Genomic DNA, 14,895 nt, shown 5'->3' with positions numbered 1-14,895 from the left:
AAGGAGAAAGAACATGGGTCGTCTAGCGCTGTTTGTACTTACTGCCTGCCTGAGTATCACTGCCATGGCCGCTGACGTCATCAAGGGCGAACGCCAGGAAACCTTCGGCGACGTGACGGTGCACTACAACACCTTCAACTCCACGTACCTCACCCCGGACATCGCCAAAGCGGCGGAGCTGGTTCGCAGCAAGAATCAGGGCGTGATCAATGTGTCCGTGATCAAGGACGGCAAGCCGCTGGTAGCTTCAGTGACCGGCTCGGTCAAAGACCTGACCAGCCAGAGCGTGCCGTTGAACTTCAAACAGATCACCGAACAGGGCGCGATCTACTACATCGCCCAATACCCGGTGGACCAGCAGGAAATCCGCACCTTCGAGATCAAGGTGCAGAACGGCGACAAAATCAACACCATCAATTTCAACCAAGAGCTTTTCCCCGGCGAATGATCAATTTCACGCAACTCGTACTGGCCAGCCATAACGCCGGCAAACTCAAGGAACTCCAGGCCATGCTCGGCGACTCGGTGCAATTGCGCTCGATCGGCGAGTTCAGCAGCGTCGAGCCTGAAGAAACCGGCCTGTCGTTCGTCGAGAACGCCATTCTCAAGGCCCGCAACGCCGCACGCATTTCCGGTTTGCCGGCGCTGGCTGACGATTCCGGGCTGGCGGTGGATTTCCTAGGCGGTGCGCCGGGTATCTATTCGGCTCGTTATGCTGACGGCAAGGGCGATGCGGCGAACAACGCCAAACTGCTCGACGCCTTGAAAGACGTGCCGCAAGCCGAACGCGGCGCGCAGTTCGTCTGCGTCCTCGCGCTGGTTCGCCACGCCGATGATCCATTGCCGATCCTCTGCGAAGGCCTGTGGCACGGGCGGATCCTGACGGCCGCCAGTGGCGAGCACGGGTTTGGTTACGACCCGCTGTTCTGGGTCCCGGAGCGCGATTGCTCCAGCGCCGAACTGAGCCCGAGCGACAAGAACCGGATCAGCCACCGCGCCCGTGCAATGGATCTGCTGCGCCAGCGTCTGGGACTGAAATGACCCACGACTCATCCGCGTCACCGCTGATCTTCGGCGGCGACGCCCAATCGCCACGGGCAGCGCTGCCCGTGCTGCCGCCTCTGGCGCTGTACATCCACATCCCGTGGTGTGTGCGCAAATGCCCTTATTGCGACTTCAACTCCCACACCGCCAGCCCGGTGCTGCCGGAAGAAGAGTACGTCGACGCCTTGCTCACTGACCTCGATCAGGACCTGCACGCGGTATACGGCCGTGAGCTGAGCTCGATCTTCTTTGGCGGTGGCACGCCTAGCCTGTTCAGCGCCGAGGCCTTGGGCCGCTTGCTCAAAGGCGTCGAGCAACGGATTCCGTTTGCCAGTGACATCGAAATCACCCTGGAAGCCAATCCGGGGACGTTCGAGCAAGAGAAATTCGTCGCCTACCGCGCACTGGGCATCAATCGCCTGTCGATCGGCATCCAGAGCTTTCAGGAAGAGAAACTCAAGGCGCTGGGGCGGATTCACAACGGTGACGAAGCGGTGCGTGCCGCCGGCATGGCCCGTCAGGCCGGGTTTGATAACTTCAACCTGGACTTGATGCACGGTTTGCCCGATCAGTCGCTGGAAGATGCCCTGAACGACCTGCGTACAGCCATCGCCCTGAAACCGACTCATCTGTCCTGGTATCAGCTGACGCTGGAGCCGAACACGGTGTTCTGGAATCAGCCGCCGACGCTGCCCGAAGACGACACGTTGTGGGACATTCAGGAAGCGGGTCAGGCGCTGCTTGCTGAACACGGTTACGCGCAATACGAAGTCTCGGCCTATGCGCAACCGGGTCGCCCGGCGCGGCATAACCTCAATTACTGGAGTTTCGGCGACTTCATCGGCATCGGCGCTGGCGCCCACGGCAAGCTCAGTCATCCGGACGGGCGCATCGTGCGCACCTGGAAGACCCGCCTGCCCAAGGATTACCTCAACCCGGCGAAAAGCTTCAAGGCCGGCGAGAAAGCGCTGACCCATGATGAGATGCCGTTCGAGTTCCTGATGAACGCGCTGCGCCTGACCGAGGGCGTCGAATCGCGGCTGTATCCGGAGCGCACCGGGATGTCCCTGGAAAGCCTCGCCGAAGGCCGCCGGGTCGCCGAACAAAGTGGCTTGTTGCAGGTCGAACCGTCACGTCTGGCGGCCACCGAGCGCGGACAGCTGTTTCTCAATGACTTGCTGCAGACATTTCTGAGCTGATTTCAGCCTTAAGGGAAAACGAATGGATTTGATACTCGACCTGCTCGCCACCGTGTCCCGCTGGAGCCGCAGTAACCTGTCGGAAATTGCCCTGGCCTTGGTGGGCTGCTTGCTGGTGCTGTTCGGTTCGGATTTCAAAACCTGGGTCGAGCAACGCCTGGGTAGCATCGCCGGTGCCTTGCGCGTCCCGCTGATGGCCCTGTTGTGCATGATCGGCAGCGGCGCCGCGCTGATCTACGCCACGCCGTGGGTCGTGCGCGGCCTGAGCCAGTTCAACAACTACAGCCTGGCGCCGGTGTTGTTGGTGGTGCTGGTGCTGATCGGTGTAGTCGCCGACCGCCGCTGATCTTTGGTCACACCCAAAACAACTGTAGGAGCCGAGCTTGCTCGCGATGGCGGTTTAACAGTCAGCATAAATGTTGAATGTCAGGGCCTCATCGCGAGCAAGCTTGGCTCCTACAGTTTTACAGTTCAGGACTGTTTTTCGAACTTCAGGTCCCACACGCCATGTCCAAGCCGTTCGCCGCGGCGTTCGAACTTGGTGATTGGGCGTTCGGTCGGGCGCGGTACGCACTTGCCGTCTTCGGCGAGGTTGCGATAACCCGGCGCGACGCTCATCACTTCCAGCATGTACTCGGCGTACGGTTCCCAGTCGGTGGCCATGTGCAGCACACCGCCGACCTTCAACTTGCTGCGCACCAGTTCAGCGAACGATGCCTGAACGATACGGCGCTTGTGGTGACGGCTCTTGTGCCACGGGTCTGGGAAAAACAGCATCAGACGGTCGAGGCTGTTGTCGGCGATGCAACGGTTGAGCACTTCAATCGCGTCGCAATCGTAGACCCGCAGGTTGGTCAGGCCCTGCGTCAGAACGCCATTGAGCAGCGCGCCAACACCCGGACGGTGAACTTCCACACCAATGAAATCCTGTTCCGGCGAGGCCGCGGCCATTTCCAGCAGCGAATGGCCCATGCCAAAACCGATTTCCAGCGAGCGCGGCGCCGAACGGCCGAACACCTTATCGAAGTCCACCGGCGAGTCAGCCAAAGGCAGGACGAACAGTGGCGTGCCCTGCTCCAGACCTTTTTGCTGGCCTTCGGTCATGCGCCCGGCGCGCATCACAAAGCTCTTGATGCGGCGGTGTTGGCGCTCTTCGCCTTCTTCCGGCTGGACAGGCGTTTCGTTTGATTCAGTCATCAATGGCTCTTACTTGATCAGACCATCCAGCGGCGAGGAGGCGCTGGCATAGAGTTTTTTCGGCATGCGGCCGGCGAGGTAGGCCAGGCGACCTGCAACGATGGCGTGTTTCATGGCTTCAGCCATCATGACCGGTTGCTGGGCGTGGGCGATGGCCGAGTTCATCAGCACCGCTTCGCAACCCAGTTCCATGGCGATGGTGGCGTCGGACGCGGTGCCGACACCCGCATCCACCAGCACAGGAATCTTGGCTTCTTCGAGGATGATCTGCAGGTTGTACGGATTGCAGATCCCCAGGCCCGTGCCGATCAGACCGGCCAGCGGCATCACTGCGATAACGCCGATTTCCGCCAGTTGACGGGCAATGATCGGGTCATCGCTGGTGTAGACCATCACGTCGAAACCTTCCTTGACCAGCACTTCGGCGGCCTTGAGGGTTTCGATCACGTTGGGGAACAGGGTTTTCTGGTCGGCCAGCACTTCCAGCTTCACCAGGTTGTGGCCGCCGAGCAACTCACGGGCCAGGCGACAGGTGCGCACGGCCTCGGTAGCGTCGAAGCAACCCGCAGTGTTCGGCAGGAAGGTGTAGCGATCCGGCGACAGGACTTCGAGCAGGTTCGGTTCGCCCGGGTTCTGGCCGAGGTTGGTACGGCGCACGGCGAAGGTGACGATCTCGGCGCCCGAGGCTTCGATGGCCAGGCGGGTTTCTTCCATGTCGCGGTACTTGCCGGTGCCTACCAGCAAACGCGACTGGTAAGTACGACCGGCCAGGACGAAGGGCTTGTCGCTACGAACGATGCTCATGGGAAATCCTCTGTTGGGGTGAGGTTCTTGCAGAATTCTGTGCCCTTGCGGGCCGGGCGGCTAGCCGCCGCCGATGGCATGAACCACTTCGACGGAATCGCCGTCGTTCAGTGTGGTTTCAGCGTGCTGACTGCGCGGGACGATATCCAGATTGAGTTCGACCGCCACCCGACGTCCGGTCAGTTCCAGACGGGTCAGCAGGGCCGCAACGGTTTCACCGTCGGGCAGTTCAAGGGATTCGCCGTTCAACTGAATGCGCATGCCGGAAGCCGCCATCATTTTTAGGGGCTGGCATTCTAGCCCGATCAGTCTTGGCGACCCAAGCCATTCGTCATGAAATGGACCACCCGGTCAGCTCAACCGCCAGGCGGCAAGCCCCAGGCACGCCCAGCCCACCAGGAATGCGAGCCCGCCGAACGGCGTAATGATTCCGAGCTTGCTGATACCGGTCAGGGTCAGCAGGTACAGGCTGCCGGAAAACAGCAGGATGCCGATGACAAACGAGGCCCCGGCCCACGTAACCAAACGCCCGGGAATCTGCGTGGCCAGCAGCGCTACGCCCAGCAACGCCAGGGTGTGCACCAGTTGATAGGTGACGCCGGTATGGAAAATCGCCAGATACTCGGGGGTCAGACGGTTTTTCAGGCCATGCGCGGCGAACGCGCCGAGGGCAACGCCCGTGAAGCCAAAGAAAGCGGCCAGCATCAAAAAGCCACGCAGCATGAAGAACTCCAGTCAGACTCGATCAACAGGGTCTGTATAATGGCCCGCTCAACGGGTTCGGCCAAGCCATCTCTATGCTGCGTATATTTTTACGACGATTCACTAAGGCCGTGCTCTGGTTCGCGGGCGGCAGCGTCTTGCTGGTGCTGATCTTTCGCGTGGTGCCGCCGCCGGGAACCGCGCTGATGGTCGAACGCAAGATCGAATCCTGGTTCGACGGCGAGCCGATCGACCTGCAACGGACCTGGAAGCCGTGGGATGAAATCTCCGACGACCTGAAAGTCGCGGTGATTGCTGGTGAGGATCAGAAATTCCCGGAGCACTGGGGTTTTGACTTCGGGGCGATTCAGGCGGCACTGGCTCATAACGAGTTGGGCGGCTCGATTCGCGGCGCCAGCACCCTGAGCCAGCAGGTGTCGAAGAACCTTTTTTTATGGTCGGGGCGCAGTTGGCTGCGTAAGGGTCTGGAAGCCTGGTTCACCGGATTGATTGAGGTGTTCTGGCCCAAGCAGCGGATTCTTGAGGTGTACCTCAACAGCGTCGAGTGGGATGACGGGGTGTTTGGAGCAGAGGCTGCGGCACGGCATCACTTTGGCGTGAGCGCTAAAAGCCTGAGCCGCCAGCAATCGAGCTTGTTGGCTGCCGTGTTGCCCAACCCAAGAGTGTGGAGTGCGAGCCATCCGACCAACTACGTCGCACGACGGGCCGGGTGGATTCGGCAGCAGATGAGTCAGTTGGGGGGTGACAGTTATCTGTTGGGCCTCAATGATTCACGGCGGGCGCCTTGGGCCCAGTAGCCGAACACATTCTTCTGAACACTCAAAGCCCTCTTCTGTAGGAGGCTGAGGTGAAGCAGAAAACCGGACCCAAACAAAAACGCCCCGATCAATGATCGGGGCGTTTTTTATTGCCGGTTCGCAGGTTATGCCGCGATCGACAGCTTGAGCTTGTTCATCGCGCTTTTCTCAAGCTGACGGATGCGCTCGGCCGACACGTTGTACTTCTGCGCCAGGTCGTGCAGCGTGGCTTTCTCTTCAGCCAACCAGCGCTGATAAAGGATGTCACGGCTGCGGTCGTCCAGCACTTCCAGCGCTTCGTGCAGGTTGTGGTTGGAGTTGTCGCTCCAGTCGGCGTCTTCCAGTTGACGGGCCGGGTCATACCGGTGGTCTTCCAGATAGTTGGCTGGCGACTGGAAAGCACTGTCGTCGTCCGCTTCTGCGGCCGGGTCGAAGGCCATGTCGTGGCCGGTCAGGCGACTTTCCATCTCGCGCACTTCCCGAGGCTCTACACCAAGGCTTTCCGCCACACGGTGGACTTCCTCGTTGTTCAGCCACGCCAGGCGTTTCTTCTGGCTGCGCAGGTTGAAGAACAGTTTGCGCTGGGCCTTGGTGGTCGCGACTTTCACAATACGCCAGTTGCGCAGGATGAACTCGTGGATTTCCGCCTTGATCCAGTGCACGGCGAACGACACCAGACGCACACCCATTTCCGGGTTGAAGCGCTTCACGGCCTTCATCAGGCCGACGTTGCCTTCCTGGATCAGGTCAGCCTGAGCCAGACCGTAGCCGGAATAGCTACGGGCGATATGTACGACAAAACGCAGGTGGGCGAGCACCATCTGCCGAGCCGCCCCCAAATCCTGCTCATAATAGAGACTCTCGGCCAGTTCACGCTCCTGCTCCGGCGTCAGCAATGGAATGCTGTTCACGGTGTGCACATAGGCCTCCAGGTTCGCACCCGGGACCAGAGCATATGCAGGTTGCAAAGAATTGGTCATACGACAAAACCTCCGACTTACAAACTCGTGCAGTTCAGCACTGCGAAAATTGACCGGAAACCGAAAGACAAGTTCCCATAAACGCTGAAAGGTCAATACGAGCAAAATGATACTACTTAGGCGCAAGCTCCCTCAGGTGGCGTGCGACTGCAATCCATGCACCGATATACCCCAACAGCACTGCACCAAGCAAGAGAGACAGACCGTCGGCAACTGGCACTCCGGCCAGCGCGAAATCACTGCCGTACAAACCGGCCAGTCCAACCACAGCGTCGTTCAGCCAGTTCAGGCCAAACGCCAGCACGCCCCAAGACAGCATCCCCGCACCGAAGCCATACAACGCGCCCATATAGAGAAAGGGCCTGCGCACATAGCTGTCAGTGCCACCGACGAGTTTAATCACTTCTATCTCTGTGCGGCGGTTTTCAATATGAAGACGAATGGTATTGCCTATCACCAAAAGTAATGCAGAAACCAGAAGCACGGTCAGACCGAAGACAAAACGGTCGCCCAGCTTGAGGATCGCTGCCAGACGCTCGACCCAGACTAGATCAAGTTGCGCCTGTTGTACCTTCGGCAGCTCGGATAGTTTTTGTCTTAATGCTTCAAGCGCGGGCTTGTCGACTTCGTTCGGCGTCACCAGGACCACGCCCGGCAGCGGGTTTTCCGGCAATTCCTTCAGCGCTTCGCCCAAACCGGACTGCTGCTGAAACTCCTCCAGCGCCTGGTCACGACCGACATATTCAGCATCAGCTACGCCCGGCATGCCTTTGATCTGGTCACGCAGCGCCTCACCCTGTTCTGGACTGGCTTCCAGTTGCAGGTACAGGGAAATCTGCGCAGCACGCTGCCAGGATCCGCCCAGACGCTCGACGTTACTTAGCAAAAGTGACAGGCCCATCGGCAAACTCAGCGCAACGGCCATCACCATGCAGGTGAAAAAGCTGCCAATCGGCTGTTTGCCCAAGCGACGCAAACTGTCGAGCAGGCTCGCGCGGTGACTTTCAACCCAGGCACGGAACAACGTTGCAAAGTCCGGACCGTCGTCATCGTCGCGTTTTTTCTTCTGCGGTTGCGGATCGGCGGCCTTCGGGGCTACCCGTTCGGAAACTTTGGGGCTGCGTGTCGCACTCATTCGCCCGCCTCCCCGTCGCCGATCAATCGGCCACGCTGCAGCGTCAACATGCGGTGACGCATACGGGCGATCAGCGCCAGGTCGTGACTGGCGATCAGCACACTGGTGCCCAAGCGATTGATGTCTTCGAACACGCCCATGATTTCGGCGGCCAGTCGCGGGTCGAGGTTACCGGTCGGTTCGTCCGCCAGCAGCAAGGCCGGGCGGTGAACGATGGCGCGGGCGATGCCGACGCGCTGTTGCTGACCGGTGGACAAGTCGCCCGGGTACAAATCGGTTTTGTCCGAGAGCGCCACGCGCTCCAGGGCCGAATCCACGCGCTTGACGATCTCGGCCTTCGACAGACCCAGGATCTGCAAGGGCAGCGCGACGTTGTTGAACACCGTCCGATCGAACAGCAGCTGGTGATTCTGGAACACCACGCCGATCTGCCGGCGCAGGTAAGGAATCTGCGCGTTGCTGATGGTGGCGAGGTCCTGGCCGGCCAGCAGCAATTTGCCGGTGGTCGGACGTTCCATCGCCAGCAGCAGGCGCAACAAGGTGCTTTTACCGGCGCCAGAGTGGCCGGTCACAAACAAGAATTCGCCCCGACGGACTCGAAAGCTCAGCTCATGCAAGCCGACGTGACCGTTCGGGTAGCGTTTACCGACCTGTTCGAAACGAATCATGAACGCTCCCGCTCGGCAAACAGTGCCTGGACAAAGGGTTCTGCTTCAAAAGTACGCAAATCGTCGATGCCTTCCCCGACGCCGATGTAGCGAATCGGCAGGCCAAACTGCTTGGCCAGGGCAAAAATCACCCCACCCTTGGCGGTGCCGTCGAGCTTGGTCAGCGCCAGGCCGGTCAGTTCGACGGTCTGGTTGAATTGCTTGGCCTGGCTGATCGCGTTCTGGCCGGTGCCGGCATCGAGCACCAACAGCACTTCGTGCGGCGCATCGGCGTCGAGCTTGCTGATCACCCGGCGAACCTTCTTCAGTTCTTCCATCAAATTGTCTTTGGTGTGCAGACGACCGGCGGTGTCGGCGATCAGCACATCAATGCCACGGGCCTTGGCGGCTTGCACGGCATCGAAGATAACCGAAGCCGAGTCGGCGCCCGTGTGCTGGGCGATGACCGGAATCTTGTTGCGCTCACCCCAGACCTGCAATTGCTCGACCGCTGCAGCACGGAAGGTGTCACCGGCCGCGAGCATGACTTTCTTGCCTTCGAGCTGCAGTTTCTTCGCCAGTTTGCCGATGGTGGTGGTCTTGCCGGCGCCGTTGACGCCCACCACCAGAATCACGAACGGCTTGTTCTGCGAGGTGATTTTCAGCGGTTGCTCGACCGGCTTGAGCATGGCGGCCAGTTCGGCTTGCAGAGATTTATACAGGGCATCGGAATCGGCCAGTTCCTTGCGCGCGACCTTTTGGGTCAGGCGCTGGATGATCACCGAGGTGGCCTCAACGCCAACGTCGGCGGTCAGCAGGCGGGTTTCGAGGTCTTCGAGCAGTTCGTCATCGATGGCCTTTCTGCCCAGAAACAAGCTGGCCATCCCTTCGCCGATGCTGGCGCTGGTCTTGGACAGGCCTTGCTTGAGGCGGGCGAAGAAACCGGCTTTGGATTCTTCAGTACGCGGCGGCTCGACGGACGTTTCGACGGGCGCGACGACGGGTGCAGGTGCTTGAGCAACCGGAGCAACCGGAGCAACCGGAGCAACCGGAGCAACGAAAGCAGGAACCACAGGCTCTGCAACCACCGGTTCAGGCTCGGCCACAACCACTGGCGCCACAACCGGTTCAACCACCGGAGCCTGAACTGGCTCAGGCACAAACGCGGTCGGGGCTGGAATCGGCGGCGTAACGTGCGGTGCCAACTCGTCTTCAACGAGGGCAACCGGCTCTTCGGCCACCGGCAGCGTCAGCCAGGGCTCGGCAATCGGGGTCTGGGTGGGTTGTGCAACGGCTTCGGCAACGTGATCCGGCTCGACCACCGGTTGCAACACCGGCTCGGCGATCGGCAAGACAATCGGCGCGAGCTCTTCTTCTATTACCGGCGCCGGCGTGGGCTCAGAAAGTGGCTGTGGCTGTTCGACGGCGGGTTCCTGCGGCTTTTTGCGCAGCCATCCGAACAGGCTTTTCTTCTCGCCAGCCGCAGCTGGGGCTTTCTTGTCGTCGTTGGAACCAAACATGGAGGACGGCTATCTCACGGTAGCGACGCGCCAAAGGGCGCCTCGGCAAATAAATATTCGATGCAGAACAGACTGCGATTGATCCAGCTTGTTCACGCGCAACATTTTGTCGAGGTGCAAACCGCACCCCAAAGGTCGACTAATACGAAGGACTGGAACGGCATCGTCGGCGAAAACGCAGAGTTTAGCTGTCAAACTCATAGCTTGCGCCGCGAACCCAAACAACCTGCAAACCGATCAAAGGCCTGATAGGCGTGGCCGCCAGTAAAACGGACCGTTATCCTAGCACCCTCTCGCCCGCTGACGCTAAGACCAAGCGGGCAGCCCAACAGGTTTAAAAAACGAATGAATGCTCTAGCCCGCCGCGCTGCAGGCCTGCTGCTCAGCACAGTTTGTCTGCCACTGTCAGCCTTGGCTGCCGATCCACAACCCACCCACGAATTCACCCTCGATAACGGCTTGAAAGTTATCGTGCGCGAAGACCATCGTGCGCCGGTGGTGGTGTCCCAGGTCTGGTACAAGGTCGGCTCCAGCTACGAAACACCGGGGCAGACCGGTCTTTCCCATGCGCTGGAACACATGATGTTCAAGGGCAGTGAGAAAGTCGGCCCCGGCGAAGCCTCGCTGATCCTGCGTGACCTCGGCGCCGAAGAGAACGCGTTCACCAGCGACGATTTCACCGCCTACTACCAGGTGCTGGCCCGCGACCGCCTGGGCGTGGCCTTCGAACTGGAAGCCGACCGCATGGCCAGCCTGCGCCTGCCGGCTGACGAGTTCACTCGCGAGATCGAAGTCATCAAGGAAGAACGTCGCCTGCGCACCGACGACAAACCGATGTCCAAGGCCTACGAACGCTTCAAGGCGATGGCTTACCCGGCCAGCGGATACCACACGCCGACCATCGGCTGGATGGCCGACCTGGACCGCATGAAAGTCGAAGAGCTGCGTCACTGGTACCAATCCTGGTACGTGCCGAACAATGCCACGCTGGTGGTGGTCGGTGACGTAACCCCGGACGAGGTCAAAGCCCTGGCCCAGCGTTACTTCGGTCCTATCGCCAAGCGCGACGTGCCCCCGGCGAAAATCCCGCTGGAACTGGCCGAGCCAGGCGAGCGCCAGATCACCCTGCACGTGCAAACCCAATTGCCGAGTCTGATGCTGGGCTTCAACGTGCCCAGCATCGCGACCGCCGAAGACAAACGCTCGGTAAATGCCTTGCGCCTGATCTCGGCCCTGCTCGACGGCGGCTACAGCGGTCGCATTCCGGCGCAGCTGGAACGCGGCGAAGAGCTGGTGTCCGGCGGTTCGTCGAGTTACGACGCCTATACCCGCGGCGACAGCCTGTTCACCTTGTCGGCCACACCGAACACGCAGAAAAAGAAAACCATGGCCCAGGCCGAAGCCGGCCTGTGGAAGCTGCTTGAACAACTGAAAACCACTGCGCCGTCGGCCGAAGAGCTGGAGCGCGTGCGAGCTCAAGTGATTGCCGGTCTGGTCTTTGAGCGTGATTCGATCACCAGCCAGGCCACGTCCATCGGCCAACTCGAAACCGTCGGCCTGTCCTGGAAGCTGATGGACACCGAACTCAGCGACCTGGAAAGCGTGACCCCGCAAGACATCCAGAACGCCGCCAAGCTGTATTTCACCCGCGAACGTCTCAGCGTCGCCCATGTCCTGCCACTGGAGACGACTCATGAGTGAGCGTAAAAAACCACGCCTGGCCCTGATCGGTCTGATCACTGTCGCCCTGATCGGCTCCGCGGCTTTCTACTTGTCCAGAACCGATGAGTCCAACGCCAGCGAGGCTCTGGACAAAGCCAAATCCAGCCAGAAACTGCAATCGCTGACTGAACTCGACGGCAAGGCGCCAAGCCACCGCACGCTCGACGTACAGACCTGGAACACCGCAGAAGGCGCCAAGGTGATGTTCGTCGAAGCCCGTGAGCTGCCGATGTTCGACATGCGCCTGATTTTCGCCGCCGGCAGCAGCCAGGACGGCAATGCACCGGGCCTGGCCTTGCTGACCAACGCGATGCTTAACGAAGGCGTGGCCGGCAAAGATGTCGGCGCCATCGCTCAGGGCTTCGAAGGCCTGGGCGCTGACTTCGGCAACGGCGCGTTCAAGGACATGGCTCTGGCTTCCTTGCGCAGCCTCAGCGCCAAGGACAAACGCGAACCCGCCCTGAAGCTGTTTTCCGAAGTGATCGGCAAACCAACCTTCCCCGCCGACTCCTTCGCGCGCATCAAGAACCAGATGCTCGCCGGTTTCGAATACCAGAAACAGAACCCCGGCAAACTGGCGAGCCTGGAGTTGATGAACCGTTTGTACGGCGATCACCCTTACGCGCACTCCAGCGATGGCACGGCGAAAACCGTTCCTGCGATCACCTTGGCGCAGCTCAAAGCGTTCCATGAGAAAGCCTACGCCGCCGGCAACGTGGTAATTGCGCTGGTCGGCGACTTGTCCCGCGCCGAGGCCGAAGCGATTGCTGCGCAAGTCTCCAGTGCACTGCCAAAAGGCCCGGCGCTGGCGAAAATTGCACAGCCGCAGGAACCGAAAGCCAGCGTCGGCCACATCGAGTTTCCGTCCAAGCAAACCAACCTGATGCTCGCCCAACTGGGCATCGACCGTGAAGATCCGGACTACGCCGCACTGTCCATGGGCAACCAGATCCTTGGCGGCGGTGGTTTCGGCACCCGTCTGATGAGCGAAGTGCGGGAAAAACGCGGCCTGGCCTACGGCGTGTACTCGGGCTTCACCCCGATGCAGGCGCGTGGCCCGTTCATGATCAACCTGCAGACCCGCGCCGAGATGAGCGAAGGCACGCTGAAACTGGTGCAGGACGTGCTGGCCGACTACCTTAAAACCGGCCCAACGCAGAAAGAACTCGATGACGCCAAGCGTGAACTGGCCGGCAGCTTCCCGCTGTCCACCGCCAGCAACGCCGATATCGTCGGCCAGTTGGGCGCCATGGGTTTTTACAACCTGCCGCTCAATTATCTGGATGACTTCATGCGTGAGTCCCAGAGCCTGACCGTCGACCAGGTCAAGACCGCACTGAACAAACACTTGAGCACGGACAAAATGGTCATCGTCAGCGCTGGCCCGACCGTGCCACAAAAGCCGTTACCGGCCCCATCTGATAAACCTGCCGAGCAGCCGCTCGGGGTTCCGGAGCATTAATGGCCACGCGTCCTAAAAAACCTGTTCACAACGTCCATAACGGCGTGAATCAACTGCGCATCATCGGCGGCGAATGGGGCAGCCGAAAGCTGAGCTTCCCCGATGCCCCAGGCCTGCGCCCGACCCCGGACCGGGTGCGTGAAACCCTGTTCAACTGGCTCGCGCCGTATGTCGCGGGCGCCAAGGTGCTGGACCCGTTCGCCGGCAGCGGCGCACTGTTCCTCGAAGCCCTGTCCCGTGGCGCGGCCATGGGCCAAGCGCTGGATGCCAGCAACATCGCGGTCGCCAGCATCAAGGAGCATCTGGGCACACTGCGTTGCACCACGGGCCAGATTCAGACCGCCGACGCCCTGCGCTACCTGGAAACTCAGACCGCCACGGCGTACGACCTGGTGTTCCTCGACCCACCGTTCAACCAGAACCTGCTGCCGGGCGTCTGCACGCTGCTGGAAGAGCGTCAGTGGCTGGCCGACGAGGCCTGGATCTACACTGAAAGCGAAAACGCGCCGTCGTCCCTTGGTTTGCCAGGCAACTGGCGCCTGCACCGTGAGCAGAAATCCGGGCGGGTTTACTACGCGTTGTGGCAACGTATGGCAGAGATCGCCGGTTAATCGACCGGCCTGAAAAGATGCGCACCCGTTGCGCACCGCTGCATCGAGAGCAATCGTGTCCCATCCGCCAGACCGCTTCACCCCCGCCTTGGGCCTGGGCAATCCGCACTTGCAAACCTTGTGGGGACCGCTTTGGCGCAAAACCACGCACATCGAACGCGAGCGCGAACGCTTGTGGCTCGAAGACGGCGACTTTCTCGACCTCGACTGGCACGGCCCACACAGCGCGACAGCGCCTCTGGTGCTGGTGTTGCACGGGCTGACCGGTTCGTCGAATTCACCGTATGTGGCCGGCGTGCAAAAGGCCCTCGCCACCCAAGGCTGGGCCAGTGTCGCGTTGAACTGGCGCGGCTGTTCGGGCGAGCCGAATCTGTTGGCGCGCAGTTACCATTCCGGCGCCAGTGAAGACCTCGCCGAAACCATCCGGCACCTACGGGCCAAACGTCCGTTGGCGCCGCTGTACGTGGTGGGTTATTCCCTGGGCGGCAACGTCTTGCTCAAGCACTTGGGCGAGTCCGGCAGTGACAGCGGCGTGACCGGCGCGGTGGCGGTGTCGGTGCCGTTTCGCCTCGACCAGTGCGCGGATCGTATCGGCCAAGGTTTTTCCAGGGTCTATCAGGCGCATTTCATGCGCGAGATGCTCGCCTACATCAAGAACAAACAACGCCAGTTCCAGCATGACGGACGCGAAGATGGCCTCGCGGCGTTGGCGGCACTGGGTTCGCTGGAGAACATGCGCACCTTCTGGGACTTCGATGGCCGGGTCACGGCGCCGTTGAATGGTTTTATCGATGCCGAGGATTACTACCGTCGCGCCTCGAGCCGTTATTTTCTTGGGGAGATTCGCACACCGACCCTGATCATTCAGGCGGCCGACGATCCCTTCGTCTTCCCCCACAGCCTGCCGCAGGCCGACGAATTGTCGGCCTGCACGCAACTGGAATTACAAACCAAGGGCGGGCATGTCGGCTTCGTCGATGGCTCGTTCCGGCAACCGGGTTATTACCTGGAACGGCGTATCCCGCAGTGGCTGGCCGACGTGGGGCGCATGTAG

General features: G+C 60.7%; 17 protein-coding genes. 9 read left to right on the top strand and 8 right to left on the bottom strand.

Going from position 1 to position 14,895, the window contains the following annotated elements; translation table 11 throughout:
* Positions 1-13 precede the first annotated feature (13 nt).
* From D882_RS0129540 to D882_RS0129525, 4 genes are read left to right on the top strand one after another with little or no spacing between them, the layout of a single operon-like run.
* Complete coding sequence (locus D882_RS0129540) at positions 14-448, top strand: DUF4426 domain-containing protein (RefSeq protein WP_027926557.1); 435 nt, start codon at positions 14-16, stop codon at positions 446-448.
* Complete coding sequence (gene rdgB, locus D882_RS0129535; protein WP_027926556.1) at positions 445-1,041, top strand: RdgB/HAM1 family non-canonical purine NTP pyrophosphatase; 597 nt, start codon at positions 445-447, stop codon at positions 1,039-1,041. The genes D882_RS0129540 and rdgB overlap by 4 nt, the downstream gene beginning before the upstream one ends.
* Positions 1,038-2,243, top strand: a complete 1,206-nt coding sequence (gene hemW / locus D882_RS0129530) for a radical SAM family heme chaperone HemW (RefSeq protein ID WP_027926555.1) — start codon at positions 1,038-1,040, stop codon at positions 2,241-2,243. The genes rdgB and hemW overlap by 4 nt, the downstream gene beginning before the upstream one ends.
* 22 nt (positions 2,244-2,265) lie before the next feature.
* The gene (locus tag D882_RS0129525; protein ID WP_027926554.1) at positions 2,266-2,589 is read left to right on the top strand and encodes a DUF3392 domain-containing protein; all 324 of its coding nucleotides are present in this window, start codon (positions 2,266-2,268) and stop codon (positions 2,587-2,589) included.
* 125 nt (positions 2,590-2,714) lie between these two features.
* On the opposite strand, the gene trmB is transcribed toward D882_RS0129525, so the two are convergent.
* From trmB to D882_RS0129505, 4 genes are all read right to left on the bottom strand, one after another.
* A complete protein-coding gene (gene trmB / locus D882_RS0129520; protein WP_027926553.1) occupies positions 2,715-3,440 on the bottom strand; it encodes a tRNA (guanosine(46)-N7)-methyltransferase TrmB in 726 nt (241 codons plus the stop codon).
* Between the two features lie 9 nt (positions 3,441-3,449).
* Entirely contained in the window at positions 3,450-4,244 is a 795-nt protein-coding gene (locus D882_RS0129515) for a thiazole synthase (protein WP_027926552.1), read from the bottom strand.
* 60 nt (positions 4,245-4,304) lie between these two features.
* On the bottom strand, positions 4,305-4,505 hold the full coding sequence (thiS, locus tag D882_RS0129510) for a sulfur carrier protein ThiS (protein ID WP_007897898.1): 201 nt from the start codon (positions 4,503-4,505) through the stop codon (positions 4,305-4,307).
* Positions 4,506-4,595: 90 nt separating this feature from the next.
* Complete coding sequence (locus D882_RS0129505) at positions 4,596-4,967, bottom strand: DUF423 domain-containing protein (RefSeq protein ID WP_027926550.1); 372 nt, start codon at positions 4,965-4,967, stop codon at positions 4,596-4,598.
* 74 nt (positions 4,968-5,041) lie between these two features.
* On the opposite strand from D882_RS0129505, the gene mtgA reads away from it, so the two are divergent.
* The gene (gene mtgA, locus D882_RS0129500; protein ID WP_027926549.1) at positions 5,042-5,764 is read left to right on the top strand and encodes a monofunctional biosynthetic peptidoglycan transglycosylase; all 723 of its coding nucleotides are present in this window, start codon (positions 5,042-5,044) and stop codon (positions 5,762-5,764) included.
* Between the two features lie 125 nt (positions 5,765-5,889).
* On the opposite strand, the gene rpoH is transcribed toward mtgA, so the two are convergent.
* The 4 genes from rpoH to ftsY form a co-directional block, all read right to left on the bottom strand.
* Entirely contained in the window at positions 5,890-6,744 is an 855-nt protein-coding gene (rpoH, locus tag D882_RS0129495; protein WP_007897890.1) for an RNA polymerase sigma factor RpoH, read from the bottom strand.
* Between the two features lie 112 nt (positions 6,745-6,856).
* Complete coding sequence (ftsX, locus tag D882_RS0129490; protein WP_027926548.1) at positions 6,857-7,879, bottom strand: permease-like cell division protein FtsX; 1,023 nt, start codon at positions 7,877-7,879, stop codon at positions 6,857-6,859.
* Positions 7,876-8,547, bottom strand: a complete 672-nt coding sequence (gene ftsE / locus D882_RS0129485; RefSeq protein WP_027926547.1) for a cell division ATP-binding protein FtsE — start codon at positions 8,545-8,547, stop codon at positions 7,876-7,878. Before ftsE ends, ftsX begins: the two co-directional genes overlap by 4 nt.
* Entirely contained in the window at positions 8,544-10,046 is a 1,503-nt protein-coding gene (gene ftsY, locus D882_RS0129480; protein WP_027926546.1) for a signal recognition particle-docking protein FtsY, read from the bottom strand. Before ftsY ends, ftsE begins: the two co-directional genes overlap by 4 nt.
* 345 nt (positions 10,047-10,391) lie before the next feature.
* Here ftsY and D882_RS0129475 point away from each other — a divergent pair, with 345 nt between their 5' ends.
* Genes D882_RS0129475 through D882_RS0129460 form a run of 4 tightly spaced genes read left to right on the top strand, consistent with a single transcriptional unit; the run spans position 10,392 to position 14,895 of the window.
* The gene (locus tag D882_RS0129475) at positions 10,392-11,747 is read left to right on the top strand and encodes a pitrilysin family protein (protein ID WP_027926545.1); all 1,356 of its coding nucleotides are present in this window, start codon (positions 10,392-10,394) and stop codon (positions 11,745-11,747) included.
* Complete coding sequence (locus tag D882_RS0129470) at positions 11,740-13,230, top strand: pitrilysin family protein (protein WP_027926544.1); 1,491 nt, start codon at positions 11,740-11,742, stop codon at positions 13,228-13,230. The genes D882_RS0129475 and D882_RS0129470 overlap by 8 nt, the downstream gene beginning before the upstream one ends.
* Positions 13,230-13,841, top strand: a complete 612-nt coding sequence (rsmD, locus tag D882_RS0129465) for a 16S rRNA (guanine(966)-N(2))-methyltransferase RsmD (protein ID WP_027926543.1) — start codon at positions 13,230-13,232, stop codon at positions 13,839-13,841. Before D882_RS0129470 ends, rsmD begins: the two co-directional genes overlap by 1 nt.
* 55 nt (positions 13,842-13,896) lie before the next feature.
* Positions 13,897-14,895 carry a hydrolase gene (locus tag D882_RS0129460; protein WP_027926542.1) on the top strand — a complete coding sequence of 333 codons (999 nt, stop codon included), beginning with the start codon at positions 13,897-13,899 and terminating at the stop codon, positions 14,893-14,895.

It is taken from the genome of Pseudomonas sp. URMO17WK12:I12 (assembly GCF_000514395.1).
Lineage (GTDB): Bacteria > Pseudomonadota > Gammaproteobacteria > Pseudomonadales > Pseudomonadaceae > Aquipseudomonas > Aquipseudomonas mucoides.
Note: the sequence above shows the minus strand (reverse complement) of the source record. Positions and strands in the feature narration are given on the sequence as shown.

Coding starts and splice junctions, on each gene's coding strand:
- ftsX (WP_027926548.1), bottom strand. CDS start 7,879: ATGAGTGCGACACGCAGCCCCAAAGTTTCCGAACGGGTAGCCCCGAAG.
- D882_RS0129505 (WP_027926550.1), bottom strand. CDS start 4,967: ATGCTGCGTGGCTTTTTGATGCTGGCCGCTTTCTTTGGCTTCACGGGC.
- rdgB (WP_027926556.1), top strand. CDS start 445: ATGATCAATTTCACGCAACTCGTACTGGCCAGCCATAACGCCGGCAAA.
- D882_RS0129525 (WP_027926554.1), top strand. CDS start 2,266: ATGGATTTGATACTCGACCTGCTCGCCACCGTGTCCCGCTGGAGCCGC.
- D882_RS0129475 (WP_027926545.1), top strand. CDS start 10,392: ATGAATGCTCTAGCCCGCCGCGCTGCAGGCCTGCTGCTCAGCACAGTT.
- D882_RS0129515 (WP_027926552.1), bottom strand. CDS start 4,244: ATGAGCATCGTTCGTAGCGACAAGCCCTTCGTCCTGGCCGGTCGTACT.
- D882_RS0129470 (WP_027926544.1), top strand. CDS start 11,740: ATGAGTGAGCGTAAAAAACCACGCCTGGCCCTGATCGGTCTGATCACT.
- thiS (WP_007897898.1), bottom strand. CDS start 4,505: ATGCGCATTCAGTTGAACGGCGAATCCCTTGAACTGCCCGACGGTGAA.
- trmB (WP_027926553.1), bottom strand. CDS start 3,440: ATGACTGAATCAAACGAAACGCCTGTCCAGCCGGAAGAAGGCGAAGAG.
- ftsE (WP_027926547.1), bottom strand. CDS start 8,547: ATGATTCGTTTCGAACAGGTCGGTAAACGCTACCCGAACGGTCACGTC.
- hemW (WP_027926555.1), top strand. CDS start 1,038: ATGACCCACGACTCATCCGCGTCACCGCTGATCTTCGGCGGCGACGCC.
- D882_RS0129540 (WP_027926557.1), top strand. CDS start 14: ATGGGTCGTCTAGCGCTGTTTGTACTTACTGCCTGCCTGAGTATCACT.
- mtgA (WP_027926549.1), top strand. CDS start 5,042: ATGCTGCGTATATTTTTACGACGATTCACTAAGGCCGTGCTCTGGTTC.
- rsmD (WP_027926543.1), top strand. CDS start 13,230: ATGGCCACGCGTCCTAAAAAACCTGTTCACAACGTCCATAACGGCGTG.
- ftsY (WP_027926546.1), bottom strand. CDS start 10,046: ATGTTTGGTTCCAACGACGACAAGAAAGCCCCAGCTGCGGCTGGCGAG.
- rpoH (WP_007897890.1), bottom strand. CDS start 6,744: ATGACCAATTCTTTGCAACCTGCATATGCTCTGGTCCCGGGTGCGAAC.